22 protein-coding genes are annotated in these 23,099 nt (G+C 67.7%); 4 read left to right on the top strand and 18 right to left on the bottom strand.

Annotation, left to right across the window (positions count from 1 at the left end; genetic code table 11):
* Positions 1 to 18 precede the first annotated feature (18 nt).
* Entirely contained in the window at positions 19 to 1,449 is a 1,431-nt protein-coding gene (trmFO, locus tag ASF34_RS20935; RefSeq protein WP_056164268.1) for a methylenetetrahydrofolate--tRNA-(uracil(54)-C(5))-methyltransferase (FADH(2)-oxidizing) TrmFO, read from the top strand.
* A gap of 131 nt (positions 1,450 to 1,580) precedes the next feature.
* Here the strand turns inward: trmFO and ASF34_RS23680 are convergent, their stop codons facing one another.
* The 3 genes from ASF34_RS23680 to ASF34_RS20925 form a co-directional block, all read right to left on the bottom strand.
* Positions 1,581 to 1,712, bottom strand: coding sequence for a hypothetical protein (locus ASF34_RS23680; RefSeq protein WP_274533771.1), 132 nt, complete (start codon positions 1,710 to 1,712; stop codon positions 1,581 to 1,583).
* Between the two features lie 65 nt (positions 1,713 to 1,777).
* Positions 1,778 to 2,302: a GNAT family N-acetyltransferase gene (locus ASF34_RS20930; RefSeq protein WP_056164265.1), complete on the bottom strand. Its 525-nt coding sequence runs from the start codon at positions 2,300 to 2,302 to the stop codon at positions 1,778 to 1,780.
* 140 nt (positions 2,303 to 2,442) lie between these two features.
* A complete protein-coding gene (locus ASF34_RS20925; RefSeq protein ID WP_056164262.1) occupies positions 2,443 to 4,128 on the bottom strand; it encodes an L-lactate permease in 1,686 nt (561 codons plus the stop codon).
* Between the two features lie 304 nt (positions 4,129 to 4,432).
* Between ASF34_RS20925 and ASF34_RS20920 the strand changes: the two genes are divergently transcribed.
* Entirely contained in the window at positions 4,433 to 5,356 is a 924-nt protein-coding gene (locus ASF34_RS20920; RefSeq protein ID WP_026175884.1) for a manganese catalase family protein, read from the top strand.
* 228 nt (positions 5,357 to 5,584) lie between these two features.
* Here ASF34_RS20920 and ASF34_RS20915 read toward each other — a convergent pair whose 3' ends face one another.
* From ASF34_RS20915 to yajC, 5 genes are all read right to left on the bottom strand, one after another.
* Positions 5,585 to 6,463, bottom strand: a complete 879-nt coding sequence (locus ASF34_RS20915; RefSeq protein ID WP_056164259.1) for a phytoene/squalene synthase family protein — start codon at positions 6,461 to 6,463, stop codon at positions 5,585 to 5,587.
* Positions 6,460 to 6,846, bottom strand: coding sequence for an Mth938-like domain-containing protein (locus ASF34_RS20910; protein WP_018043531.1), 387 nt, complete (start codon positions 6,844 to 6,846; stop codon positions 6,460 to 6,462). Before ASF34_RS20910 ends, ASF34_RS20915 begins: the two co-directional genes overlap by 4 nt.
* Before the next feature lie 2 nt (positions 6,847 to 6,848).
* Complete coding sequence (secF, locus tag ASF34_RS20905; protein WP_056164256.1) at positions 6,849 to 7,796, bottom strand: protein translocase subunit SecF; 948 nt, start codon at positions 7,794 to 7,796, stop codon at positions 6,849 to 6,851.
* Positions 7,797 to 8,083: 287 nt separating this feature from the next.
* Positions 8,084 to 9,691 carry a protein translocase subunit SecD gene (secD, locus tag ASF34_RS20900; RefSeq protein WP_056164253.1) on the bottom strand — a complete coding sequence of 536 codons (1,608 nt, stop codon included), beginning with the start codon at positions 9,689 to 9,691 and terminating at the stop codon, positions 8,084 to 8,086.
* 94 nt (positions 9,692 to 9,785) lie between these two features.
* Complete coding sequence (gene yajC / locus ASF34_RS20895; protein WP_056164250.1) at positions 9,786 to 10,121, bottom strand: preprotein translocase subunit YajC; 336 nt, start codon at positions 10,119 to 10,121, stop codon at positions 9,786 to 9,788.
* A gap of 233 nt (positions 10,122 to 10,354) precedes the next feature.
* Here yajC and ASF34_RS20890 point away from each other — a divergent pair, with 233 nt between their 5' ends.
* Complete coding sequence (locus ASF34_RS20890) at positions 10,355 to 11,245, top strand: ATP-binding protein (RefSeq protein WP_200913342.1); 891 nt, start codon at positions 10,355 to 10,357, stop codon at positions 11,243 to 11,245.
* Positions 11,246 to 11,394: 149 nt separating this feature from the next.
* Here the strand turns inward: ASF34_RS20890 and ASF34_RS20885 are convergent, their stop codons facing one another.
* The 10 genes from ASF34_RS20885 to argS all read right to left on the bottom strand — a co-directional run bounded on the left by ASF34_RS20885 (position 11,395) and on the right by argS (position 22,347).
* On the bottom strand, positions 11,395 to 12,822 hold the full coding sequence (locus tag ASF34_RS20885; protein WP_056164246.1) for a murein hydrolase activator EnvC family protein: 1,428 nt from the start codon (positions 12,820 to 12,822) through the stop codon (positions 11,395 to 11,397).
* Between the two features lie 212 nt (positions 12,823 to 13,034).
* Positions 13,035 to 13,688: a protein-L-isoaspartate O-methyltransferase family protein gene (locus ASF34_RS20880; protein ID WP_156465799.1), complete on the bottom strand. Its 654-nt coding sequence runs from the start codon at positions 13,686 to 13,688 to the stop codon at positions 13,035 to 13,037.
* A gap of 63 nt (positions 13,689 to 13,751) precedes the next feature.
* Positions 13,752 to 14,516, bottom strand: coding sequence for a 5'/3'-nucleotidase SurE (surE, locus tag ASF34_RS20875; RefSeq protein WP_018043524.1), 765 nt, complete (start codon positions 14,514 to 14,516; stop codon positions 13,752 to 13,754).
* Complete coding sequence (serS, locus tag ASF34_RS20870; protein ID WP_056164607.1) at positions 14,516 to 15,802, bottom strand: serine--tRNA ligase; 1,287 nt, start codon at positions 15,800 to 15,802, stop codon at positions 14,516 to 14,518. The genes surE and serS overlap by 1 nt, the downstream gene beginning before the upstream one ends.
* Positions 15,803 to 16,033: 231 nt before the next feature.
* Positions 16,034 to 16,834: a twin-arginine translocase subunit TatC gene (tatC, locus tag ASF34_RS20865; RefSeq protein ID WP_018043522.1), complete on the bottom strand. Its 801-nt coding sequence runs from the start codon at positions 16,832 to 16,834 to the stop codon at positions 16,034 to 16,036.
* A complete protein-coding gene (gene tatB / locus ASF34_RS20860; protein WP_056164243.1) occupies positions 16,831 to 17,346 on the bottom strand; it encodes a Sec-independent protein translocase protein TatB in 516 nt (171 codons plus the stop codon). The genes tatC and tatB overlap by 4 nt, the downstream gene beginning before the upstream one ends.
* A gap of 149 nt (positions 17,347 to 17,495) precedes the next feature.
* A complete protein-coding gene (locus ASF34_RS20855; RefSeq protein WP_018043520.1) occupies positions 17,496 to 17,759 on the bottom strand; it encodes a twin-arginine translocase TatA/TatE family subunit in 264 nt (87 codons plus the stop codon).
* A gap of 175 nt (positions 17,760 to 17,934) precedes the next feature.
* Positions 17,935 to 18,939 carry a beta-N-acetylhexosaminidase gene (nagZ, locus tag ASF34_RS20850; protein ID WP_056164240.1) on the bottom strand — a complete coding sequence of 335 codons (1,005 nt, stop codon included), beginning with the start codon at positions 18,937 to 18,939 and terminating at the stop codon, positions 17,935 to 17,937.
* Between the two features lie 207 nt (positions 18,940 to 19,146).
* The gene (locus ASF34_RS20845) at positions 19,147 to 20,571 is read right to left on the bottom strand and encodes an SPOR domain-containing protein (protein WP_056164237.1); all 1,425 of its coding nucleotides are present in this window, start codon (positions 20,569 to 20,571) and stop codon (positions 19,147 to 19,149) included.
* 30 nt (positions 20,572 to 20,601) lie between these two features.
* The gene (gene argS / locus ASF34_RS20840) at positions 20,602 to 22,347 is read right to left on the bottom strand and encodes an arginine--tRNA ligase (RefSeq protein ID WP_056164234.1); all 1,746 of its coding nucleotides are present in this window, start codon (positions 22,345 to 22,347) and stop codon (positions 20,602 to 20,604) included.
* Between the two features lie 253 nt (positions 22,348 to 22,600).
* Here argS and ASF34_RS20835 point away from each other — a divergent pair, with 253 nt between their 5' ends.
* Positions 22,601 to 22,924 (top strand): DUF1003 domain-containing protein, encoded by a 324-nt coding sequence (locus ASF34_RS20835; RefSeq protein ID WP_156465798.1) that lies wholly within the window; start codon positions 22,601 to 22,603, stop codon positions 22,922 to 22,924.
* Positions 22,925 to 23,099: the final 175 nt, after the last annotated feature.

Raw genomic sequence — 23,099 nt, 5'->3', positions numbered from 1 at the left:
CGGGTCTATCCCGTGCCCATGACGGACCGAGCAGACACCTCCCCCATCCACATCGTCGGCGGCGGCCTCGCCGGGTCCGAGGCCGCCTGGCAGATCGCCGAGAGCGGCCATGCTGTGGTGCTCCACGAGATGCGCCCGGTGCGTGCCACCGAGGCGCATCACGGTCAGGACCTGGCCGAGCTCGTCTGCTCGAACTCGTTCCGCTCGGACGATGCCAACGGCAACGCCGTCGGCCTGCTGCACCAAGAGATGAGGACGCTCGGTTCGCTGATCCTGCGCGCTGCCGACGCCAACCAGGTGCCGGCCGGCGGCGCGCTCGCCGTGGACCGGAACGGGTTCGCCGCCGCCGTCACCGCCGCTCTGGAGGCGCATCCCCTCGTCACCATCGCCCGCGAAGAGGTCGAGGGGCTGCCGCCGGAGGAATGGGGCAGGACCATCATCGCCACCGGCCCCCTCACTTCGCCCGCCCTGGCGGAAGCGATCCGCGGCCTGACCGGGGCCGAGGCGCTGGCCTTCTTCGACGCCATCGCGCCCATCGTCCACCGCGACTCCATCGACATGGACAAGGCCTGGTTCCAGTCGCGCTACGACAAGGTCGGGCCGGGCGGGACGGGGGCCGATTACATCAACTGCCCGATGAACCGCGAACAGTACGACGCCTTCATCCAGGCGCTGATCGCGGGCGACAAGATCGGGTTCAAGGAATGGGAGGCGACCACCCCCTATTTCGACGGCTGCCTGCCGATCGAGGTCATGGCCGAGCGCGGGCCCGAGACCCTGCGTCACGGCCCGATGAAGCCCGTCGGCCTCACCAACCCGCACGATCCCACGGTGAAGGCTTGCGCCATCGTCCAGCTGCGCCAGGACAATGCGCTGGGCACCCTCTACAACATGGTCGGCTTCCAGACGAAGCTGACCTATTCCGAACAGGTTCGGGTGTTCCGCACGATTCCCGGCCTGGAAAACGCCGAATTCGCGCGTCTCGGCGGCCTCCACCGCAACACCTATCTCGATTCACCCCGTCTCCTCGACGGGACCCTGCGCCTCAAGGCCCGGCCGAGCCTGCGCTTCGCCGGACAGATCACGGGCTGCGAGGGCTATGTCGAGAGCGCCGCCATCGGCCTCATGGCCGGTCGCTTCGCCGTTGCCGAGGCACGTGGTGAGACCCTGGCGCCGCTCCCCGCCACCACGGCGCTCGGCGCCCTCATCGGCCACATCACCGGCGGCCACATCGCGGCCGAGGAGGCCGGGAGCCCCCGCTCGTTCCAGCCGATGAACGTGAATTTCGGCCTGTTTCCGCCCCTCGCCCAGTCCCCGAAGGGCGAAGGCGGCAAGCGCCTGAAGGGGCCGGAAAAGGCGGTGGCGAAGAAGCGCGCCTATACCGACCGGGCGCGGGCGGATCTGGCTTCGTGGATGGGAGGCGAGGCGGTACCGATCGCGGCGGAATAGACGGCGCGTGCGCATGCCCTCTCCCCGCGTAGGGCGCGGGGGGAATGCGAACCAAGACCTCGGTTTTTCCAGCGGAACGCTTTCGGGGCAGTGCCACCAGACGCGGCCACCGACCTCAGGTCCGTCCACGATCAATCGCGTGATGCGGGCTCGGTGCGGCGTGGGTGGCGCCGGTCGAAATCCATCGCCGCGAGCTTGAGCGTGGACAATCCACCAACAATGAGAATGGCGGCGAGGCCAGCGATCTGCAGGGAGAGCGTCATCGAGCTTCAATCCTCACTGCGCATGAATCGAAGAGCAGCGTGACCGGCAGGATGGTATCGCCCAATCACACCGGATCCAGCGAAAAGATGCGCCGGCCCGGCCGGTGGCCCTCGTCACCGGTATCGCGAAACCCGGTCTTGAGAAGGAGGCCGCGCGAGGCTTCGTTCTCGGGCCGGCACTCGGCGACGATGAAGCGGTGGGGGAAGCGCTTGCGCAGGATCGCGATGGCCCCCGTCACCGCCTCGCTGCCGTAGCCCTGGCCCCGGGCGCCGCCGCCGACCCAGTAGCCGAGTTCCACCGCGTGCTCGCCACGCAGGTGGAGACCGACCACCGCCACGAGAACGCCGTCGGCCTTGGCCCCGAGGAAGCAGTCCTTGGTCGGCTTCCCCCTGCCGATCAGGCGGCGGGCATGATCGAGGGTGAAGGGATTGGGCAGGAAATCCACCGCTCCCGTGATCGCCTGATCGTCGGTGAGGGCCTGGACCGCCTCCGCATCCGCCTGGACCAGCGGCGCGAGACGCAGGCGTGCGGTCGCCTGCGCGGGCAGGTTCGACAGGGAGTAGCGCGAGGCGAGCGTGCGGAAGAACATGGCTTCCGTGGTGGAGCCGCGCGACCACGAGGGCAAGATCCCTCTTCGCCGAAGGGCTGGTTCCTCGCGCGGCGCGACAAAAATGAAACCCGCCCCGGCATCGCCGGGACGGGTCATCGATCCGGCCTATCGGTTCGCCCTTACGGATGGATGACCATCGCGTTGAACGGATAGACGTAGGCCTGCAGCATCACGAGCACGCCGACGAGGCAGGCCAGCACGATGGAGTGCCAGAACACGAAGCGCAGGATCTTGCTCTCCTGGCCGAAATAGCCGGTGGCGGTGGAGGCGACGACGATCGACTGGGCGTCGATCATCTTGCCCATGACGCCGCCCGACGAGTTCGCCGAGGCCATGAGGATGCCCGACAGGCCGAGCTGTTCCGAGGTGATTTTCTGCAACCCGCCGAACAGGACGTTCGACGCGGTGTCGGAGCCCGTGAGCGCGACGCCGAGCCAGCCCAGGAGGGTGCCGAAGAACGGGTAGAGGATGCCCGTGCCCGCAAAGGCGAGACCCAACGTGGCATCGACGCCCGCGTAACGGGTGAGCACGCCGAGCGCCAGCATCGCCGAGATGGTGATGAGCGAGTAGCGCAGCACCCAGATGGTCTCGATGTAGGCGGTCACGAGGCGCCAGGGCGAGAACCGCATCAGGAGGCCGGAGAGGATGGCCGCGAACAGCACGCCGGTACCGGTGTAGGACATGTAGGCGAACTTGAAGACGGCAGGCTCCGGATGGGCGGTGGCCACCACGGGGGGCACCTTCATGATGACGTTGTGCAGGCCCGGCACCGGATAGTTCCAGATGAAGATCGGGTCGACGATGTCCTTGAAGAACTTGGTGCCCCAGATCGCCACGATCACCGAAAGGATGATCCACGGCACCCAGGCCAGCAGGATCTCGGAAGAGGTGGCGGTGCGGGTGGCGGCGGCGGCCTTGGGGCCGTCGACGGTGGTGACGTAGCCGATGGACGGATCGTTGCCGCGAAGCGCCGGCGAGGTCCAGATCACGGCCGGGCGCCAGAAGCGCAGGAACAGCACCAGGGCGCCCATGGAGACGAGCGCGGCGCCGATGTCGACGATCCACGGGTTGACGTAGTTCGAGATGCCGAACTGAGCGAGCGCGAACGAGCCGCCGCAGACGAGGATGGCGGGCCAGATCTGCAGCATCCCGCGGAAACCCGCGAACACGCAGATCAGCCAGAACGGTACCAGCACCGAGAAGAACGGCAGCTGCCGGCCGATCATGGCGCCGAGAACGTAGGGGTCGTAGCCGGTCACCGAGGCGAGGCCGGCAATGGGCGCTCCGAGCGCGCCATAGGCCACCGGGGCGGTGTTGGCGATGAGCGACAGGCCCGAGGCGGCCAGCGGCGAGAAGCCGAGGCCGATCAGGATGGCGCCGGTGACCGCCACGGGGGTGCCGAAACCGCCCGCGCCTTCGAAGAACGCGCCGAAGGCGAAGGCGACCAGCAGCAGCTGGAGCCGCCTGTCGGTGGTGATGCCGGCCACCGACTGCTGCAGAGTGGCGAACCAACCCTTCTCCACCGTGAGCCGGTAGAGGAAGATGACGTTGAGGATGATCCAGCCGATGGGGAAAAGCCCGAGGGCGATGCCGTAGCCGGAGGCGCGGGTGGCCAGATCCGCCGGCATGCCGAACAGGAAGACGGCAACGCAGAACGCCAGGACAAGGGAGAGGACAGCGGCGATGTGAGCCTTGACCTTGCCGCTGGCGATCATGCCGAGCAGGGCGATCACCGGCAGGGAGGCGGCCAGTGTCGAGAGCCAAGGGCTCCCGAACGGGTCGTAGACTTGATTCCAGGTATTCACGGGCGTCGCGCTCCTCGGTGAGCCCGATCTCTCGCCGGGCCCTTGACATCGTAGCTAGCAGAGCAGTGGAGCAGGCTCAACGCGAAGAATCTTGTATTCAGATCATGTTGCGCGCGTGCTTCGCTTTCTGTCCGCCGAGACCGGAGACGCTCCAAAAACAGCAAGGCATGTCCTTCGAAACGCAAGCGGAGCCGTTCCAAAACGGAAGCGAAGCCGCTGTGCGACCTGTCGCAGCCTCGGAACATGAGAGTGGGGAGACCGTTCCCGTTGGTATCCTGCATACCGGCGATACGGAGATAAACCTATGTTTATGCGAGTCGACAAGCTACAAGCCGAGCTTCCCGCACCCAAAAGGAAAGATCCGAACGCCGCTGCGGCCCTGCAGGAATTGCTAGGCGGTAAGTATGGGGAGATGTCGACTCTTGGGAATTACATGTTCCAGAGCTTCAATTTCCGCAGCAAGTCTAAGCTACGCCCGTTCTATAGCCTCGTTGCCGCGATCACCGCCGAGGAGCTGGGCCATGTGGAGTTGGTGAGCAATGGCGTCGCCATGCTCAACAACGGCCCCGACAATGACGGCGACGAGAAAGATGGCGGCGACATTTCGGGTGCGCCCTTCGAGGACATGAAGGACATTCGCCTTGCGGCCGCGTTCCTGTCGAATGGCGGTGGCGTCACCCCGGTGAACAGCAACGGCGCGTCCTGGAACAACGATTTCATCACCACCACCGGCAACGTGGTCGTCGATCTGCTCCACAATTTCCATCTCGAATGCGGCGCCCGCCTGCACAAGCTGCGCGTCTACGAGACCCTGACAGATCCCACGGGCCGTGAGGTCTGCGGCTACCTTCTCGTGCGCGGCTCGGTCCACGCCCATGCCTACGCCCTGGCATTGAAGAAGATCACGGGCGTCGAGATCGAGAAGTTCCTGCCGACGCCGAACATCAACCTCGACAAGATCCCCGAATGCCAGAAGTACCTGCAGGAGGGCTCGCACCGCCGGCTCTACACCTTCAGCCCCGGTGACTACACGGAGATGGCCGGCATCTGGGGCAATGGCGAGATGGCTCTGCCGGGTGATCCGCCGGGCGAATTGTCGGTGGTCGAGGGCATGCCCGACGGCGGCAAGATCCACCAACTCACCGGCGTCCCTTCGGCCTTCACCCCGGACTACGCTCCGCAGGAGATGTTCGAGATCGCGGAGAAGCTGACGAAGAAGGCACGCTGAAGCCTTGGCCTCCCGACGGAGTACTGTCGGGGGGCTTTTCTTTCGTTTCGTGCGACGGGCAGGAATGCAGTCCGGGGTGCACGCCCTCCCACCCACCACCTCATCCTGAGGCGCCGGAGTGAAGCGCAGGCCTCGAAGGAGGCCTCCAGTTCGCGCCGCGGGTACTGGAGGTTTCCTTCGAGGCCGCTGCGCGGCGTCTCAGGATGAAGTGGCAGGTTGGGGGAAATCTCATCCCCTTCTTGACCCCCTCCAGAGGCGCCACAGCCGCCGCCAGCGCGGCAGGGCGATGATCGTGTTGAGCGGGTCGTAGCCCGGCCGCTCCATCATCGCGAGGCTCGGTTCCACCAGGGCCGTCGGCAGGAAGGCGGGCAGAGCGGCAGGCGCGATAGTGGCTCGCGCGTCCTCGAAGGCCTTAAGGTGGCGCCGGGCCAGGGTCCGCAGATCGGCCGTGGCCCCGAGGAGACCGGGGCCGCCGCGTCCCGTGACGATGTCTTCGCGGGTGACGCCATGATCCTTGAGGATATCGGCCGGCAGGTAGACCTGCCCGTTGCGGGCGTGCCACGGCAGCGCCCGTAGCAATCCGACGACACCGAAGGCGACACCGGCATGGCCAGCGGCTGCGGCGCCCCCCGGCTCCGCGCCGTCGCAGAGGACGAGGCCGCCGAGGCGGATGAGCGAGGAGGCGGTCTCCCCGCAATAGCCTTCGAGATCGTTCACCCGCGGCATCGGATCGTCGTAGAGGTCGAAGACGCGGGCATCGATCAGATCGACGAAGGACTGGCGCCCGAGCTTGCGCCTGACGATGGCGTCGTCCAGCGCGGCGGTCACCGGGTTGGCCTTCACGTCCCCCCTCGCCTCCCCCTGCAGCGCGTCGCGCCACCATTGCAGGCGGATCTCGCCCGCCATCGGGTTGGTGACGGCGTCGCGCACGCGGGCGATGGTGAGGCTGAAGGCGGCAAGCGCGAAGAGATGCGGCCGGAAGGCTGCCGGCGCGAAGAGGGTGGCGAAGTAGCGGTCCGGGTCGCCCTCGCGGACAAGGGCCTCGCAATGCGAGAAGGCGAAGGCGAGGGGTTCGGCCGTTCCGGGGCTGGTCTCGGTCTTCGTCACGCGACCGCGATCATCGCGGCGGCGACCTTGCGGTTCTCCGCCATCAGGATGTTGTAGGTCCGCGCGGCGGCCCCCGTCTGCATCACATCCAGGCCGATTCCGTTGTCCTTGAGCCAGCGGCGCAGATTGTCCGGAAACGGCGCGATGTCGAGGCCGGTGCCGATGAGGAGGAGCTCGACCGCCCCCGCCTCGGCCACGACCGGGCGCAGGGCGTTGCGGTCGATGGCCTTGGCCTCCACGACATCCCAGGCCCTGATGCCCCCCGGCGTCACCAGGATCGAGCCGCGATGCGACATGTCGGCGAAGCGAAAGCCGCCATTGCCATAGGCGTCGATGAGGTGGCGCCCGGGAACGAACCCGTCATGCAGGCTGCCCTCCGCCATTTCTACTCCGCCGCCTGGGGCACGCGGCCGCCGGTGGGACGGCTCTGCGACTTCACGCCCGACAGCATCAGGCCGAGATAGATCAGGACCGGGGTCGACACGAAGATCGCCGAATAGGTGCAGATCACCACGCCTGCGAGCATCACCACGGCGAAGCCCTGGATCGCCTCTCCGCCGAACAGCACCAGGGCGAGCAGCGACAGGAAGGCGGAGGTCGCCGTCATCACCGTGCGCGACATGGTGGAATTGATCGACAGGTTGAGCAACTCCACCGTGGGGATGGTCTTGTAGCGCCGCATCAGCTCGCGGGTCCGGTCGAACACCACCACTGTCTCGTTCAGCGAGTAGCCGACGATGGTGAGGATCGCCGCGATCGAGGTCATGTTGAACTCGATCCGGCTGATGACGAAGATGCCGATGGTGAGCACGATGTCGTGCAGGGTCCCGACGATGGCGCCGAGCGCCAGTTCCCGCTCGAAGCGGAACCAGAGGTAGATGAGCACCGCGAGCACCGACAGCACCACGCCGAGCGTACCCGACTGAACGAGCTCGCCCGAGACGCGCGGTCCCACCGTCTCGGTGCGGCGGAACTCGTATTCCGCGTCGAAAGCGCCGTGCGCCTTCTGCATCACCGCCGTCTGGCCCTGCTCGCCGGGCTGGAGCGGGAAGCGGACGAGGATCTGCCCGTCGCCGCCGAGTTCCTGCACCTCGGTCTCGCCGAAGCCGAAGCTGTTGGCGGTGTGGCGCACGGCGGCCACGTCGGCCGTCTTCGATTTCGCCTGCAGCTCCACGAGGGTGCCGCCCTTGAAGTCGATGCCGAAATTCAGGCCGACCGTCAGGAACAGGATCACCGTCCCCACCGACAGCAAGGCCGAGAGCGGGAAGGTGAAGCGCCGGAAGCGCATGAAGTCGACGTGCGACTCATCGGGCCAGAGGCGGAGCAGACGCATGTTCGGTCTCGGTCTTTCGGCAATGAGGTCGATCGGGTCGTCGAAAAGAGCGCGTCCGGTTCCACCGCACGTCCGTCATTCCGGGGCGCCCGCAGGGCGAGCCCGGAATCCAGGCACTCAGGTGGAGGTTCTCCTGGCAATCCCGGGTGTCTGGATCCCGGGCTCCGCTTAGCGGCCCCGGGGTGACGGGATTGTTTTGCAGATGGACGGATCACTCGAAAACCGGATCGGGCTCCTCTCGCAAACTGTGAATGCTCGGACTGATTTCAGAACGGCAGAGCTTTGTTTCAGAACGGCAAGGCCTTGGGTCGGGCGTAGTTGTACCACAGGGCGATCATCATGCGGGTGAGCGTCACCGCTGTGATGACGGTGGTGAGGATGCCGAGGATGAACACCACGGCGAAGCCCTTCACCGGGCCGGAGCCGAGGAAGAACAGGATCAGGGCGGCGATGGCCATGGTCGAGTTCGAATCGATGATGGTGGCGAAGGCCTTGTCGAAGCCGGCCTGCAGCGCCGAGACGATGGAGCGTCCCGCCCGCACCTCTTCGCGCACGCGCTCGTAGATCAGCACGTTGGAATCCACCGCCGTGCCGATGGTGAGCACGATGCCGGCGATGCCCGGCAGGGTCATGGTCGCCTCCAGCACCGACATCAGGCCGAGGATGAGGCCCACATGGACGAGGAGGGCGATGTTGGCGAAGAAGCCGAACACCCCGTAGGTGGCGAACATGAAGACGATGACGAGGGCGCCGGCGACCATGGTCGCCTTCTTGCCGGCCTCGATGGAATCGTTGCCGAGGCCGGGGCCGACCACGCGGCGCTCGACCACGGTGAGCTTGGCGGGAAGCGCACCGGCACGCAGCAGGATCGAGAGGTCGTTGGCCTGCTTGACGGTGAAGTTGCCGGTGATCTGGCCCGAACCGCCGGTGATCGGGGTGTTGATGCGCGGCGCCGAGACCACCTCGTTGTCGAGCACGATGGCCATGCGGCGGCCGACATTCTCCGAGGTCGCCTGACCGAAGCGCTGGGCGCCCTTCAGGTTGAACTTGAAGCTCACCATGGGCTCGTGGCTCTGCTGGTCGAAGGCCGGCTGCGCGTCGGTGAGATCGCCGCCATCGGCCATGACCCGGCGCTCCACCGGTACCTTGCCGCCGCCCTCGTCCTTGTTGGTGAGCATGTCCACGTCGCCGGAGGGCGAATCGGCGAGCATGCGGAATTCGAGCTTGGCGGTCTTGCCGAGCTGATCCTCGAGCTGCTGCGGGTCCTGCAAGCCCGGGACCTGGACGAGGACGCGGTCGGCGCCCTGCTGCTGGATCGAGGGCTCTTTGGTGCCGCCGAAATCGATGCGGCGGCGGATGACTTCGATGGCCTGGGTCACGGCCCGGCGGGTGCGGTCGGTGAGGCCGGCATCGGTGAGCAGGAGCTGGATCGTGCCGTCGGGCCGGTCTGTGACGTCGAGGGTCTGGCCGCCGGCCTGGGCCACCATGGCGTTGGAGATCGGCTGGGACAGTTCGCGCAGCTTTGGCAGGGCCTTGGCGCGGTTGGCCGGATCGGAGATGCGGATCTGGACGCCACGCGGGATCACTTGGATTCCGCCTTCTGGGGTGATGCCGGCCTCGCGCAGGGTGCGGCGGACATCGTCGCGCAGACCCGTGGTTTGCGAGCGGATCAGGTCGTTCCGGTCGATCTCGAGGAGGATCTGCGAGCCGCCCTGGAGATCGAGCCCCAGCACGATGGCACGCTGGGGCACGATCCAGCTCGGGAACCAGCCCGGCAGGGAGGCCATGAAGCCCTTGCGCTGCTCGGCCGAGAAGAAGCTCGGCACGGCGAGGCTCAGGCCGATGAGGATGACGGCCAGCGTCGCGACGATCTTGGTTCTCGAAAAGCGCAGCATCCGCCCGTTCCGTTTCTTCTTACGATGCCGGTGTTTGCACCGGCATCTTCAAGCGGTGCACAAGGCCGCCGTCGTGCGTGACGGCCCCGGGATCTCAGGCCGCCTTGACCGGACCGCCCTTGACGCGGACTTCCGAAATCATGGTGCGGACGATCTTCACCCGCACGTTCGGGGCGATCTCGACCTCGATCTCGGAGGCCTCGTCGGCAACCTTGGTGACGCGGCCGACCAGCCCGCCGGTGGTGACGATGGTGTCGTCCCGGCGCACGTTCTTCACGAGGGCCTGATGCTCCTTCACGCGGCGCTGCTGCGGGCGGAGGATCAGGAAGTACATGATGACGAAGATGAGGACGAACGGCACCACCTGCAAGGCGATGTCCGCTCCGCCAGCGGCCGCGGTGGCCCCTTGCGCGAAGGCGGGGGTAATCAAGCGGGTGACTCCTTGGGCTGAGCCGGTCCTGGGGAGCTGCGCGCAGGCGGGTATGGGCGCGTCAGGACAGGTCGAAAAGCGCGCGGACTATAGCCATGCACTTGGTGAAAGCAACGGCGCGTCCGCAGGATGCGCGGATCGGATGGCCCGCCCCCGATGCCGCACCCGTGATTTTCCGCCGCATTGTCCGTATGGACGCGCTCGACAGCACATCCAAGGAGTTTCGAGACGCCATGACCTCGACCCCACCTGCCGACCGGGCGATGCTCGACGCGATCCTGCCCGTCCTCGAGCGGATCGCCGCCGCCCTGGAGCGTTCCGCCCCGGCCGCGAAGCCGGCCCTGGACCTGAATGCGGCGGATGCCTTCCTCTGGGGATCGGACCGTCGTCTGATCCCGGTGCCGAAGGTCAACCGGGTGGAGATCGATCTGCTGACCGGCATCGACCGGGCCCGCGACATCCTCGTGGACAACACCACGCGCTTCGCCAAAGGCCTGCCCGCCAACAACGCCCTGCTCTGGGGCGCGCGCGGCATGGGCAAGTCATCCCTGGTGAAGGCGGCCCATGCCCGGATCAACGCGGAGCGGGCGGAGGGCGAGCGGCCGATGAAGCTGGTGGAGATCCACCGCGAGGACATCGAGGCCCTGCCCGACCTCATGGCGACCCTGCGCGGCGATGCGCACCGCTGGATCGTGTTCTGCGACGACCTGTCCTTCGACGGCGACGACACATCGTACAAGTCGCTCAAGACGGCTCTCGACGGCGGCATCGAGGGCCGACCCGACAACGTGCTGTTCTACGCCACCTCCAACCGGCGGCATCTCCTCGCCCGCGACATGGTGGAGAACGAGCGCTCCACCGCGATCAATCCCGGCGAGGCTGTGGAGGAGAAAGTTTCGCTCTCCGACCGCTTCGGCCTCTGGCTCGGCTTCCACAAATGCAGCCAGGACGAGTACCTCGCCATGATCCGCGCCTATGTGGAGCGCCACGGGCTGAAGGCCGACCCGGATACGGTACGGGCCGAGGCCCTGGAATGGGCCACCACCCGCGGTTCGCGCTCCGGCCGCACCGCCTTTCAGTTCATCCAGGACCTCGCGGGGCGGCTGGGACAGCGGCTCGATTGAGGCCTCGCGCGCTCCCGGCCGAAACGGCGGATCGCCCCTTCTTCCCATTCACGACCTCGTCCTGAGGTGGATGGGTAGGGATCAGGCGGATCTACAAACGAAAACGGCGGCTCCTGCGAGCCGCCGTTTTCGTTGGGTCTTGAATGCGCTCAGTTGCTGGCGAGGTGCGGCATCGGATCGACCGGGGTCGCACCCTTGCGGATCTCGAAGTGCAGCTGGGGCGAAGTCACGTTACCCGAGGCGCCGGACTTGGCGATGGTCTGGCCGCGCTTGACCTTCTCGCCGGGGCGGACGTCGAGTTCGCCGTTATGGGCGTAGGCCGAGACGTAGCCGTTGGTGTGGCGAACCAGCACCAGCTTGCCGTAGCCCTTCACGTCCGAGCCGGCATAGGCGACCGTGCCGTCCTCGGCGGCCTTCACCGCCGTACCCTCGGGCACCGAGATGTTGATGCCCTCGTTGCCGCTGGTGCCGTAGCCGGAGATCACCCGGCCCTTGGCGGGCCAACGGAACGACTGGTCGGGCTCGGCGGCGGGAGCCGCGACGGAGCCGGTGCTGGCGGGCTCGGCCTTCTCGGGCACGGGCGTCAGTGAGGCGACCTTGACCGGCGCGGTCTTGGCCTTGGCGGCTGCCAAGTCGGCGGCCTTGGCCTCGGCGACCTTCTTGGCCGCATCCTTGGCGGCTTCGGCCTTGGCGAGCTTGGCCTCGGCGTCCGCGGCCTTGCGGGCGGCCTCGGCCTTCGCCTTGGCGGGATCGACCTTCGGAGCCTCAGCCTTGGCGACCTCGACGGGCTTCTTCGCCTCGGCGGCCTTCTTCACCTCAGCGACCTTCTTGGCCTCCGCGAGTTTCCTGGCTTCGGCCGCATGCTTGGCATCGGCCGCGAGCTTGGCCTCCGCCAGCTTCTTGGTTTCCACGGCGCGCTTGGACTCCGACGCCTTGTTCGCCTCGGCGATCTTTTTGGCCTCGGCGGCAGTCTTGGCCGCAGCCAGCGTCCGGGCTTCGGATTCCTTGCGGGCTGCTTCCTGGCGGACGCTGTCCTGGCGCGCGGCCTCGGCGCGGGCAGCTTCGGCTCGAGCCTTCGCCTCGGCGGCCCGGGCCTCCGCGGCCTTGGCCCCGGCATTGAACGGGATGCGCGGCGGGGGCGCCGCAGGAACGGTGCGCGGGGTCGCGACCATGCCGCGGCCGGCATCCGGATTCATGCCCGCCGGATTCATGCCCGCCGGATTCATTCCCGAAGGGTTCATGCCGGAGACCATCCCGGAGGACGGCGCGGTGGAGGCGACGCGGCCCGTGGCCATGGGAGGCGTCGCGGCCAGCGGACGCGGCGACATCGGCGCACCGAGGGCCTGCGACTGGATCCTGGGGGTCCGTACCGCCGGAGCCGGAGCCATCTCGCCGTCATCGGGCAGGCTGCCCGTGGCGCTCGGCTCACTCGAAACATTCGAGGCGAAGGGGTTCCCGAAGGGGTCGCCCAACCGCGACGCATCGGTTGAGCATCCGGCGGCACTGCCGCCGATCACACCGATGAGCGCGAAACGCGACAGCGTCCTCAACCCTAGACCAGTCCCGCGAACCCGCATCGACGCACCTGTTTGCCTGACGCAACTTGATGACGTCATTCAAACGGGATTCAGGTTAAACAACCGTTCCCGTTCACCACGTTTTCGGCGCGCAAGGAACTTTCCTGGCAGGCACGTCCCGGCTCGATCCAAATCGACCGCGGCTGTGCCCGGCGATAAGATCGTGATGGATCAAGGGTTTGGGTCCCTGGATCCGGGCCTTCTCCTGTTACCTAGAGAACGAAGGCTCTGCCGGGTGTGAGGGGCGCCAGCCTTAATTGGACGCCGAGATTTTTAACGACGGCGCCCTCCCCGCCCCGATCGGCGAGGACGAGGCGCGCCCCGCCCGACTGCGCGAGAGCGCCCACCAGCCTGCCGCCGGGCGCCAGGAGGGAGTCGAGATGGGCGGGCATGGCCGGCAGGGTGCCGTTGACCAGGATGCGGTCGAACGCCCCCTCCCCTGCGACGTCGGGATCGAGGCCGTCGCCGACCTCCACGTGGGCGATCACCCGGTCCTCCGGGTCGAGGGCCGAGACGGCATCCTCCGCCAGGGTTGCGTAGCGCTCGACGCTCAGGATGGAGGCGGCGCCGAGGCGGATGAGCAGGGCGGTGACATAGCCCGAGCCGGTGCCGATCTCGAGGATGCGGGCGCCGGGCTTCACCTTCAGGGCGGTGAGCATCGCGGCGACCACGGTGGGGGCCGACATGGTCTGTCCGCAGGCGAGCGGCAGGGCCACGTCCCGCCGGGCGAGATCGCGGTGCTCGCGGGGTGCGAAACGAGCGCGGGGCACCCGCTCCATCGCCCGCAGGGTATCGGTGTCGCGCACGCCGAGGCCGCGCAGGGCCATGACGAAGGCGGCATCCTCGACCGAGCCTTCCATCGTCATGGACGTCGTCTCACGGCTGTGCGCGGACGTTCCGATTCCCGGAGCGTCTCACTCGGCGAAGGCTCACTCGGCGAAGGCTTGCGCGAAGCGCGTCAGCGTCGGCTCGTCGGTGAGATCGAGGCGCAGAGGCGTCACCGAGATGCGATTCTCGGCGATGGCCTTCAGGTCGGTGCCGTGGCCGGGCTCGAACCGCGCCTTGGCGAAGGCGAGCCAGAAATACGGGTTGCCGCGTCCGTCATGGCGCGCATCGATGGCGAGCAGCGCCTGATTGCGCATCCCCTGCGCGGCCACGGAGGTGCCCGCGACTTCCTCGGGCTCGCAATCGGGGAAGTTGACGTTGACGACGATGCCGGGCTCGATCCCGATCTCCAGGATCTTCTTGACCACGCCCGGCCCGTGATGGGCGGCGCAGGCCCATTTGATCGCCCCGCGCCCGCCGGCGCCGTAGGCCTGGCTCAGGGCGATGGAGCGCACGTTGAGGATGGTGCCCTCCATGGCCGCCGCGATGGTGCCGGAATAGGTCACGTCCTCGGCGACGTTCTGGCCGCGATTGACCCCGGACAGGACCAGGTCCGGCCCGTGGTCCTTGAGGATGTGGCGGACGCCCATGATCACGCAATCGGAGGGCGTGCCCTTCACGGCGAAGCGCTTCTCGGAGACCTGGCGCAGGCGCAGGGGATCGTTGAGCGACAGGGAGTGCGAGACGCCGGACTGATCGCTCTCGGGCGCCACGACCCAGACGTCGTCGGACAGGGTCCGGGCGATGCCCTCCAGGGTTTCGAGGCCCGGCGCGTGGATGCCGTCGTCGTTGGTGACCAGGATGCGCATCAGCTCTTGAGCCCTTCGATCTTCTCGATTCCGCCCATGTAGGGCTTGAGAACCGACGGGATGGTGACGCTGCCGTCCGGGTTCTGGTAATTTTCCATCACGGCGATGAGGGCGCGGCCGACCGCGACGCCCGATCCGTTGAGGGTATGCACGAATTGTGCGCCCTTGCCCTCCTTCGGGCGGTAGCGCGTATTCATCCGCCGCGCCTGGAAGTCGCCACAGACCGAGCAGGACGAGATCTCGCGAAACGTCTCCTGCCCCGGCATCCAGACCTCGATGTCGTAGGTCTTCTGGCTGGCAAAGCCCATGTCGCCGGTGCAGAGCGCCATCACCCGGTAGGTCAGGTCGAGCTTCTTCAGGATCGCCTCGGCCGAGCCGAGCATCCGCTCGTGCTCGTTGGCCGATTGATCGGGCGTGGTGATCGAGACGAGCTCGACCTTGTTGAACTGGTGCTGGCGCAGCATGCCGCGCGTGTCGCGCCCGGCCGACCCGGCCTCGGCGCGGAAGCACGGGGTCAGCGCGGTGAAGCGTAAGGGTAGCTCGTCCTCGGAGAGGATCGACTCACGCACGAGGTTAGTGAGGGGGACTTCGGCCGTGGGGATGAGCCAGTGCTCCTCTCCGGCCCGGAACTGGTCGTCCCGGAACTTCGGCAGCTGCGCGGTGCCGAACATCGCCTCGTCGCGCACCAGGATCGGCGGCGCCACTTCGGTGTAGCCGTGCTCGCCGGTGTGAAGATCGAGCATGAACTGGCCCAGCGCCCGCTCCAGCCGCGCGAGCTGGCCCTTGAGCACCACGAACCGTGCGCCGGACATGCGCGAGGCCGCCTCGAAATCCATCAGGCCGAAGGCCTCGCCGAGCTCGAAATGCTGGCGGCCGGTGGCGAGCTTGGTGCGGCTGCCGGAAAAGGCGCGGTGCTCGACATTGCCGTGCTCGTCGGCGCCTTCCGGCACCTCCGGGTTCGGGCGGTTGGGGATCGCCGCGAGGCGGTCGTCCAGGACTTTGCCGGCCTCCGTCTGGGCCGCCTCCAGGGCGGGCCCCTCCTCCTTCAGCCGCGCCACCTCTTCCATCAACTCGGCGGCACGCGCCTCGTCCTTCGCCTTCTTCGCGCCGCCGATCTCCTTGGCCAGCGCGTTGCGCCGCTCCTGGTTGGCCTGCGCCGCCGAAGTGGCGGTTTTGCGCGCGTCGTCGAGGGCGATCAGCTCGGCCGAGAGCGCGTCGAGGCCGCGACGGCGCAGGGCTTCGTCGAACGCTTGCGGATTCTCGCGGATGGCGCGGATGTCGTGCATGGGCGGCTCGGTTCGCTGTGAGTCGCCGACGCTTTGCAGCATCGGGGCGACCCCGACAAGGCCGGGCATGAGTCGACGGAGCATCCCCGATACCCCCTCATCCTGAGGCGGCACAGCGCAGCGCAACCCTCGAAGGAGGCCTCCAGACACCAAGTTGCGGACTGGAGGCCTCCTTCGAGGCCGCTTACGCGGCACCTCAGGATGAGGGGGTGGATGGCGTTTATGTGGCGCCTACGGCTCCAGCCCTTCCGCGACCCGCTTGGCTTTGCGGCGGCGCTCCACGCGGGCCACCGAAAAGATCGAGGCTTCGTAGAGGAGGAGCATCGGCAGGGCCAGCGACAACTGCGAGATCACGTCGGGCGGCGTCAGGATCGCGGCCGCCACGAAGACGAGGACGATGGCGTAGCGGCGCTTCTCGCGCAGGAAGACGGTGTCGATCACGCCGATCTGGCCGAGCAGGGTGAGGATCACCGGCAGCTGGAACGCCAGCCCGAAGGCGAAGATCAGGGTCATGATGAGCGAGAGATACTCGTCCACCTTCGGCAGAAGCGAGATCGTCGCTTCGCCCGGCTGGCCGACTTGCTGCAGGCTCACCGAGAACTGGATGAGCAGCGGCATCGCCAGGAAGAACACCACCAGTGCGCCGAGAACGAAGAAGATCGGCGTCGCCACGAGATAGGGCAGGAAGGCCTGACGCTCGTTGCGGTAGAGGCCGGGCGCGACGAAGGCGTAGATCTGCGTCGCGATGACCGGGAAGGCGAGGAAACCCGCGCCGAACACGCTGAGCTTGATGTTGGTGAACACCTGTTCGAGGAAATGCGTCGCGATGAGCTGCGCCTTCTCCGGGCCGACGATGGAGACGTAGGGGTGGAGCAGGATGTTGTAGATGTGCCGCGAGACGAAGAAGCACGCGAAGAACATCACGACGAAGGCCGCCAGGGACTTGATCAGCCGCGAGCGCAATTCGATCAGGTGGTCGAGGAGCGGCGCGCGCGACGCTTCGACCTCGGATTCGTCGACCGGATCGATCATGAGGCAGCGCCGGGCTCGGTAGGCTTGGTGGAGGGGTCGGTCGGGGCCACGGCAGTCCGGGGCGGGAGATCGGGCAGCGCGTAGTCCGGCGGGGGCGGTGGCTCGACGTGCGCCGGCTCAGCCGATGCGGGAGCCTGGATCGACGGCTCGGAGGGCGCGGGCGGGTCGTTCTCGGCGAGCTTGGCGGCCACGTTGGCCAGGGGCTGCGTGCTCGATTGCGAGCGTCCGTCCACGGCGCCGCGGATCTCGTCGCGGATGGTCTGGACCGGATTGAAAGTCGGCCCCATCGTGCTCGCGGAACGCTTGATGCCGTCGACCTCGCGGCGGACCTCGTCGAACTCGGCCTCGCGGATGGCCTCGTTGAACTGGGCGTGGAACTCGCCGGCCATGCGACGCATCTTGCCCGTCACCTGGCCCACGGTGCGCAGGGCTTTGGGAAGATCCTTGGGCCCGATGACAATGAGGGCGACGCCGCCGATCAGCATCACCTCGCCCCAACTCATGTCGAACATGGTGTCGCTCGTCCCGCGGCCGATGGCCTATGCCTCGTCACGACCGACGGCCTAGCATGGTTCACGCAAGACCGATCTCCGTCGGGCGATTTCGCTCACACGAACTTCGGGCGATCCCGTCCAGGACCGCCGATGTCGCCTTGACGGTCTCAGACGACCTTGCGGTCGGCCGAAACGTGGCTGGCGGTGGCCGGCTCGCCCTGGTGAGGCAGGGTGCGAACGGGCTCGCCGTTGCTCGGCGGCGGCACGGCCGGCGCCTGCCCGGCAGGCGTCTCATCCTCGGCCATGCCCTTCTTGAAGGCCTTGATGCCCTTGGCGACGTCGCCCATCAGGTCGGAGATCTTGCCGCGCCCGAACAGCAGCATCACGATGCCCGCGACGATGATCCAGTGCCAGATACTCATGCTGCCCATGGCAAACTCCTGCGCCCATGCGGTCGCCTGCCCAGCGACGCCCTCTCACGACGGATTGTCGGGAACCTAGGGATGGGAGGAAGCGAACACAAGAACCACGGGGTCTCTGGCCACGGCATTCGCGGTATCTGAGGCAATTGTGCGGCGCGTCATAAACGCGCCGGGAGCATTGCGCTCATGCCTGGGCGGAAAGGCCCGCCTCGAAGCGCGAGCGCGCCTCGGCCACGTCGAACTTCTCCTGCGGTGCGAGCCGGGCCAGGGCGGCCTCGGCGCGGCGCAGGGCTTCGCCGGACAGGATCGGCGTGCCTTCGAGAACGGCCTGCATCTCTTGCCGATCGCCGTTGCAATGGAGAGCGACGTCGATTCCGGCGGCGAAGGCCTTTTCGGCCTTCTGGCGAAAGGTGCCGTCCAGTGCCTTCATCGAGAGGTCGTCGGTCATGAGCAGGCCGTCGAAACCGATCAGGCCGCGGATCACCTGTTCGATCACCACGCTTGACTGCGTGGCGGGATGGTGCGGGTCGAGGGCGGCGTAGACCACGTGGGCGCTCATCGCCATTGGCAGGTCCGCCAGGGCGCGGAAGGGAACGAAATCGTGCGCGGCCAGGCTCACGCCCTCAGCCTCCACCACGGGCAGGTCCATGTGGCTGTCGCAGGCGGCGCGGCCGTGACCGGGGATGTGCTTGATGACGGGGAGGACGCCCCCCTCCATCAGCCCCTCGGCCACCGCACGCCCAAGGGCGATGACGGCGTGCGGATCGGTGCCGTAGGCGCGGTCGCCGATGATGTCGTGGGCGCCGGCCACGGGCACGTCGAGAACGGGCGCGCAATCAACGTTGATCCCCACCGAGGCGAGATCGTGTGCCATCAGCCGCGCGCCGAGGCGCGCCATGGCGATGCCCGACCCGTCCAGCCGGCCGAAACGGGCGCCCGCCGGGTAGGACGGCCAGTGCGGCGGCCCCATCCGCTGCACCCGTCCGCCCTCCTGGTCGATCAGGATCGGCGTGTCGGCCCGGCCCGTCGTGGCCCGCAGGGCATCGGTCAGCGCCCTCACCTCGTCCGGCGAGCCGATGTTGCGCTTGAACAGGATGAAGCCCCAGGGCTGCGCATCGCGGAAGAACGCGGCCTCCTCGTCCGAGAGGGTCCGGCCGGCACAGCCGAGGATCAGGGCGCGAGTGGTCATGGGGGATGCTGCTCGGCTTGAATGGACAGACGATCCGAGGGACGTCCGCCCCTGCTCTCTTTCCGGTCGCGGCGGTCCTCGCCCGGGCGGGGCTCGCACGAAGCGCCACCGGGATGCGAGGCGTCGACGATCGCCTTCGAGGTCTTCGCTTCGGCTCCCTCGGCCTGGAATCCTCAGGCCCGGATCCCGAAACTCAATTCCCTTGACTCAGTTCTTGGCCACGAAGCACTGGCCGCCTGCACCCTGCAGTTCGGTGCAGAGGGTGGTGGCTTCGGCCTTGGCCAGGGGTCCGACGCGGACGCGGTAGATCGTCTTGCCGCTGACCTCGGCCTGACGGATCAGGGCGGGCTTGCCGGAGAGCTGGCTGAACTTGCCCTGCATCTGCTTGAAGGCGGCCTGAGCCTCGGCCTCGCTGGTGCGCACCCCGAGCTGGACCGAATACCCGCTGACCGGCGCGGTCGAAGCCGCCGGAACGGGGGCGGGCGTCGGCAGGGCGGACGTCGCATCGGGAGCGACGGCGCTAACGCGCTGCGGGGCCTTCACGCGGGGAGCGGGGGCGGCCTGCTCGGGTACCGCAGCTTCGTCGGTTGCTCCGGGCGTCGCCGTCGGCAGCTTTCCGACACGCGGATGCATCGACCCGCTGGTGGAGCCGCCGTTATCGCCCGGAAGCGTCATCGTGGGGATCACGGATTGGGCGGCGGAAGCCTCGCGCTGGGGCGGCGGCGGAGGCGTATCCGGCTTGACGGAGACGGTCCGCACCCGGCGTGGCTCGCCGAGGGTTTCGGTGAGGGGGGCCGTATTGCCGCCCTGCCCGGTCGAGGGCGTGGCTCCGCCCTCCCCGGCGCGCTGGGCGGAACGGGCGGCCTGCGCGACGTCGACCGGCTGCTCTTCGCGGTTGACGATGCGGATCTGGCCGTCTTTGGCGTTGCGATCGTAGATCTGCTTGTTCTGGTCGGGAATCTCGACGCCGTCCGCCTTCTGCGGGGCGATCTTCAGCGGAGCCTTGTCGGCCAGGATCGTCGGCACGGTGCCGTCGCCCTGGCTCGAATGCAGGCCGCGCCAGGTGAGCGCGCCGGTGACGCAGACCACCAGCACGCCGAGGCCGGCACCCACGGAGACGAGGCGGCTGCGCTGGCGGGGCCGTTCGGCCGCGCGGTTGAGGCGGTCGTCCTGCTCCGGCGCATAGGCCTCCGATCCGCGGGGATCGTGGACACCGTCGGCATAGGCGCCGTGATCGACGGAGGCGAGATACTGGTCGAAGGCATCGGCCGGATGAGCCGAGAGCGAGGGCTCCGATTCGGGCTGGTACTGGGGATGCTGGGCGTAGGCCGCGGGCGCAGGTGCATAGGCCGCAGGCGCCCCGGCATGGGCCGACGGGGCGGCTGCCGGCGCCTCGTCGTGGAAGCTCGGCTCCCTCCGCCCGCCCTGGCCCTGCGGCTGAGGAGCGGTACGGGAATCGCGGGCCTCGAGCAGGGCGCGGAAGGGGTCGTCCTGGCCGACGATGCGGGCGAGTTCCGCCAGCGGATCGGGCTTGGCCGCAGGCTGGGCCTGTGGCTGGGTCGGCGTCGTGGGCTGCAAGTCACGCGCGAAGGCGTCGAAATCGACAGGCGCTCGCGAAGCGTTCGTCGTCATGGCAGCATTCCTCTTCACGCCGAGATCACCTCACCGCATTTCATCCGGCGCGGTGACACCCAAGACCGCGAGGCCGGAGGCGACGACGCCCCTCAAAGCCTCCACGAGGGCCAGTCTTGCCCGTGTCGAGTTTCGGTCGTTTGGATTAATAAACCGTAATTGCGGCAGGTCTTTGCCTTTGTTCCAGAAACCATGCAGGGAACTTGCCAGCTCGTAGAGGTAGAATGCCACACGGTGTGGCTCGTGTGCCGCCGCCGCCGCTTCGATCACCCGCGGGTACTGGGCGATGAGCCGCATGATCTCGATTTCCGCGGAATCGGCCAGCAGCGTTAGATCCGCATCCGCGAGGCCGGCGACGGAAAAGTCCTCGCCGGGCATCGCTTCGCGCGCCTGCCGGAACACCGAGGCGCAGCGGGCATGGGCGTACTGGACGTAGAAGACCGGGTTGTCCTTGGATTGCTCCACCACCTTGGCGAGGTCGAAGTCCAGGGTCGCGTCGTTCTTGCGGTAGAGCATCATGAAGCGGATCGCGTCGCGGCCGACTTCGTCGACCACCTCGGCGAGGGTGATGAACTCGCCCGCGCGCTTGGACATCTTCACCGGCTCGCCGGCCCGCAGGAGGCGCACCAACTGGCACAGCTTCACGTCGAGAGTGGCGTTCCCGTCGCTTACCGCCTTAACCGCCGCCTGCATGCGCTTGACGTAGCCGCCGTGATCCGCGCCGAGGACGTCGATCAGGTCTGTGGCGCCGCGCCTGATCTTGTCGCGATGATAGGCGATGTCGGAGGCGAAGTAGGTGAACGAGCCGTCCGACTTCAGCAGCGGCCGGTCGACGTCGTCGCCGAACTCCACGGTGCGGAACAGGGTCTGCTCGCGGTCCTCCCAATCCTCGGGCAGCTGGCCCTTCGGCGGCGGCAGCTGGCCTTCGTAGACGAGGCCCTTTTCGCGAAGCTCCGCCAGAAGAGCGGGCACTGCCTCCTTAAGGGTGGCTTCCGAGAAGAACACATCGTGATGGATGCCGAGCCTAGCGAGATCGCCCCGGATCAGGTCCATCATCGCGGCGATGGCATCCGCCCGCACCTGCGGCAGCCAGTCGGATTCCGGCGTGTCGAGGAGCGCGCGTCCGTGCGTCTCGGCGAGCGCCTTGCCCACCGGCACGAGGTAGTCACCGGGATAGAGGCCTTCGGGCACGGGGCCGACCTCTTCGCCCAGCGCCTCGCGGTAACGCAGGAACGCGGAGCGGGCGAGCACGTCCACCTGCGCACCGGCATCGTTGATGTAGTACTCGCGCGTCACGTCGCGGCCGGCCGCCACGAGCAGGTTGGCCAGCGCATCGCCGAACATCGCCCCGCGGCCATGGCCCACATGCATCGGCCCGGTGGGGTTGGCCGAAACGTATTCGATGTTGACCTTGCCGCCGGGCAGGTGGGCTCGGCCGTACTCGGTGCCCTCGCCGAGCGCGGCACGCACGACCTCGTGATAGGTCTGGGGCGTCAGGCGCAGGTTGATGAAGCCCGGTCCGGCCACGCTCGCCTCGATCACGCGGGGATCTTGCCGGAGCTCCGCCGCAAGCGCTTCGCCCAGCGCCTTCGGATTGGTCCGGGCCTCCTTGGCGAGGACCAGGGCGGCATTGGTGGCGAGGTCGCCATGAGTGGCATCGCGCGGCGGCTCGACCACCACGCGGGAGAGATCGAGCCCCTCGGGCAGCGTCCCGGACCGGATCAAGCGCTCGAGCGCCTCGCGCACGCGCGTCTCGAAGGTGGCGAAGATGTTCATGGGTAAGCCGAAACGTTCCGGTTGCGCGGCCGCGCCCAGGGCTGGGCCGCTCTCGTCCTGACCGGGCGGGCATAGCAAGGGCGGACAGGGGTGTCACGGCGCACATGCGGCGTGACACCCGATTGCTCGCGTTCCCGTCGGACAGGCGATAGAGTGCGCTTGGCCAGATACCCTGTGCGGGGCTGGCGGACTATCCGGCCGGGGTCGTCCGTCTGGTTGCGCGCGTGTCCGCCGTTCCAGACTGGATACCCTCATGGACGAGGCAGTCACCGATCTCGCGCGTCACCTGCTCGATGAGGGTCTAGAATGCCTGTCCGACCGCGAGCGCCGCGTGATCCGCCTCATCGCCAGACGCCGGCATGCGACCGTGGACGTGAACAGCGCATTCGCCGCGAAGGAGACCTTCGGTGAACGGATCGCCGACCGCGTCGCGCAGTTCGGCGGCTCATGGACATTCATCATCGTCTTCAGCGGGATGCTCGTGGCCTGGGTCGTGGTCAACACCGTGATCCTGTCCCGGCTCGGCGGCGGCTTCGACGCCTACCCCTACATCTTTCTCAATCTAACAGGCCGCTGAAGAAGTCTGGTCTGGCTCTCTGAATGGATGATGTTGGCTGTTGTGGCGGGGACCGGCGCTTTCGAGGCGGTTCGGTTGGTCACCTTCGGCGGCACCTCCGTTTCCGGAAGTGGGTCCCGGCCCTGGGCCTACCCCTCATCCCGCCGACTGGGCCAGAAGCTTGGGCAGACGTACG

The sequence above is a fragment of the Methylobacterium sp. Leaf106 genome (genome assembly GCF_001422895.1).
Classification (GTDB): Bacteria; Pseudomonadota; Alphaproteobacteria; order Rhizobiales; family Beijerinckiaceae; genus Methylobacterium; species Methylobacterium bullatum.
This window is presented reverse-complemented; position numbering and strand designations above follow the sequence as displayed.

Bases quoted from the DNA above. Each gene is read 5' to 3' on its own strand.
- trmFO (WP_056164268.1), top strand. From the start codon at position 19: ATGACGGACCGAGCAGACACCTCCCCCATCCACATCGTCGGCGGCGGC.
- ASF34_RS23680 (WP_274533771.1), bottom strand. From the start codon at position 1,712: ATGACGCTCTCCCTGCAGATCGCTGGCCTCGCCGCCATTCTCATTGTT.
- ASF34_RS20930 (WP_056164265.1), bottom strand. From the start codon at position 2,302: ATGTTCTTCCGCACGCTCGCCTCGCGCTACTCCCTGTCGAACCTGCCC.
- ASF34_RS20920 (WP_026175884.1), top strand. From the start codon at position 4,433: ATGTTTATGCGAGTCGACAAGCTACAAGCCGAGCTTCCCGCACCCAAA.
- ASF34_RS20910 (WP_018043531.1), bottom strand. From the start codon at position 6,846: ATGGCGGAGGGCAGCCTGCATGACGGGTTCGTTCCCGGGCGCCACCTC.
- secF (WP_056164256.1), bottom strand. From the start codon at position 7,796: ATGCGTCTGCTCCGCCTCTGGCCCGATGAGTCGCACGTCGACTTCATG.
- secD (WP_056164253.1), bottom strand. From the start codon at position 9,691: ATGCTGCGCTTTTCGAGAACCAAGATCGTCGCGACGCTGGCCGTCATC.
- ASF34_RS20890 (WP_200913342.1), top strand. From the start codon at position 10,355: ATGACCTCGACCCCACCTGCCGACCGGGCGATGCTCGACGCGATCCTG.
- ASF34_RS20885 (WP_056164246.1), bottom strand. From the start codon at position 12,822: ATGCGGGTTCGCGGGACTGGTCTAGGGTTGAGGACGCTGTCGCGTTTC.
- ASF34_RS20880 (WP_156465799.1), bottom strand. From the start codon at position 13,688: ATGACGATGGAAGGCTCGGTCGAGGATGCCGCCTTCGTCATGGCCCTG.
- surE (WP_018043524.1), bottom strand. From the start codon at position 14,516: ATGCGCATCCTGGTCACCAACGACGACGGCATCCACGCGCCGGGCCTC.
- serS (WP_056164607.1), bottom strand. From the start codon at position 15,802: ATGCACGACATCCGCGCCATCCGCGAGAATCCGCAAGCGTTCGACGAA.
- tatC (WP_018043522.1), bottom strand. From the start codon at position 16,834: ATGATCGATCCGGTCGACGAATCCGAGGTCGAAGCGTCGCGCGCGCCG.
- tatB (WP_056164243.1), bottom strand. From the start codon at position 17,346: ATGTTCGACATGAGTTGGGGCGAGGTGATGCTGATCGGCGGCGTCGCC.
- ASF34_RS20855 (WP_018043520.1), bottom strand. From the start codon at position 17,759: ATGGGCAGCATGAGTATCTGGCACTGGATCATCGTCGCGGGCATCGTG.
- nagZ (WP_056164240.1), bottom strand. From the start codon at position 18,939: ATGACCACTCGCGCCCTGATCCTCGGCTGTGCCGGCCGGACCCTCTCG.
- ASF34_RS20845 (WP_056164237.1), bottom strand. From the start codon at position 20,571: ATGACGACGAACGCTTCGCGAGCGCCTGTCGATTTCGACGCCTTCGCG.
- argS (WP_056164234.1), bottom strand. From the start codon at position 22,347: ATGAACATCTTCGCCACCTTCGAGACGCGCGTGCGCGAGGCGCTCGAG.
- ASF34_RS20835 (WP_156465798.1), top strand. From the start codon at position 22,601: ATGGACGAGGCAGTCACCGATCTCGCGCGTCACCTGCTCGATGAGGGT.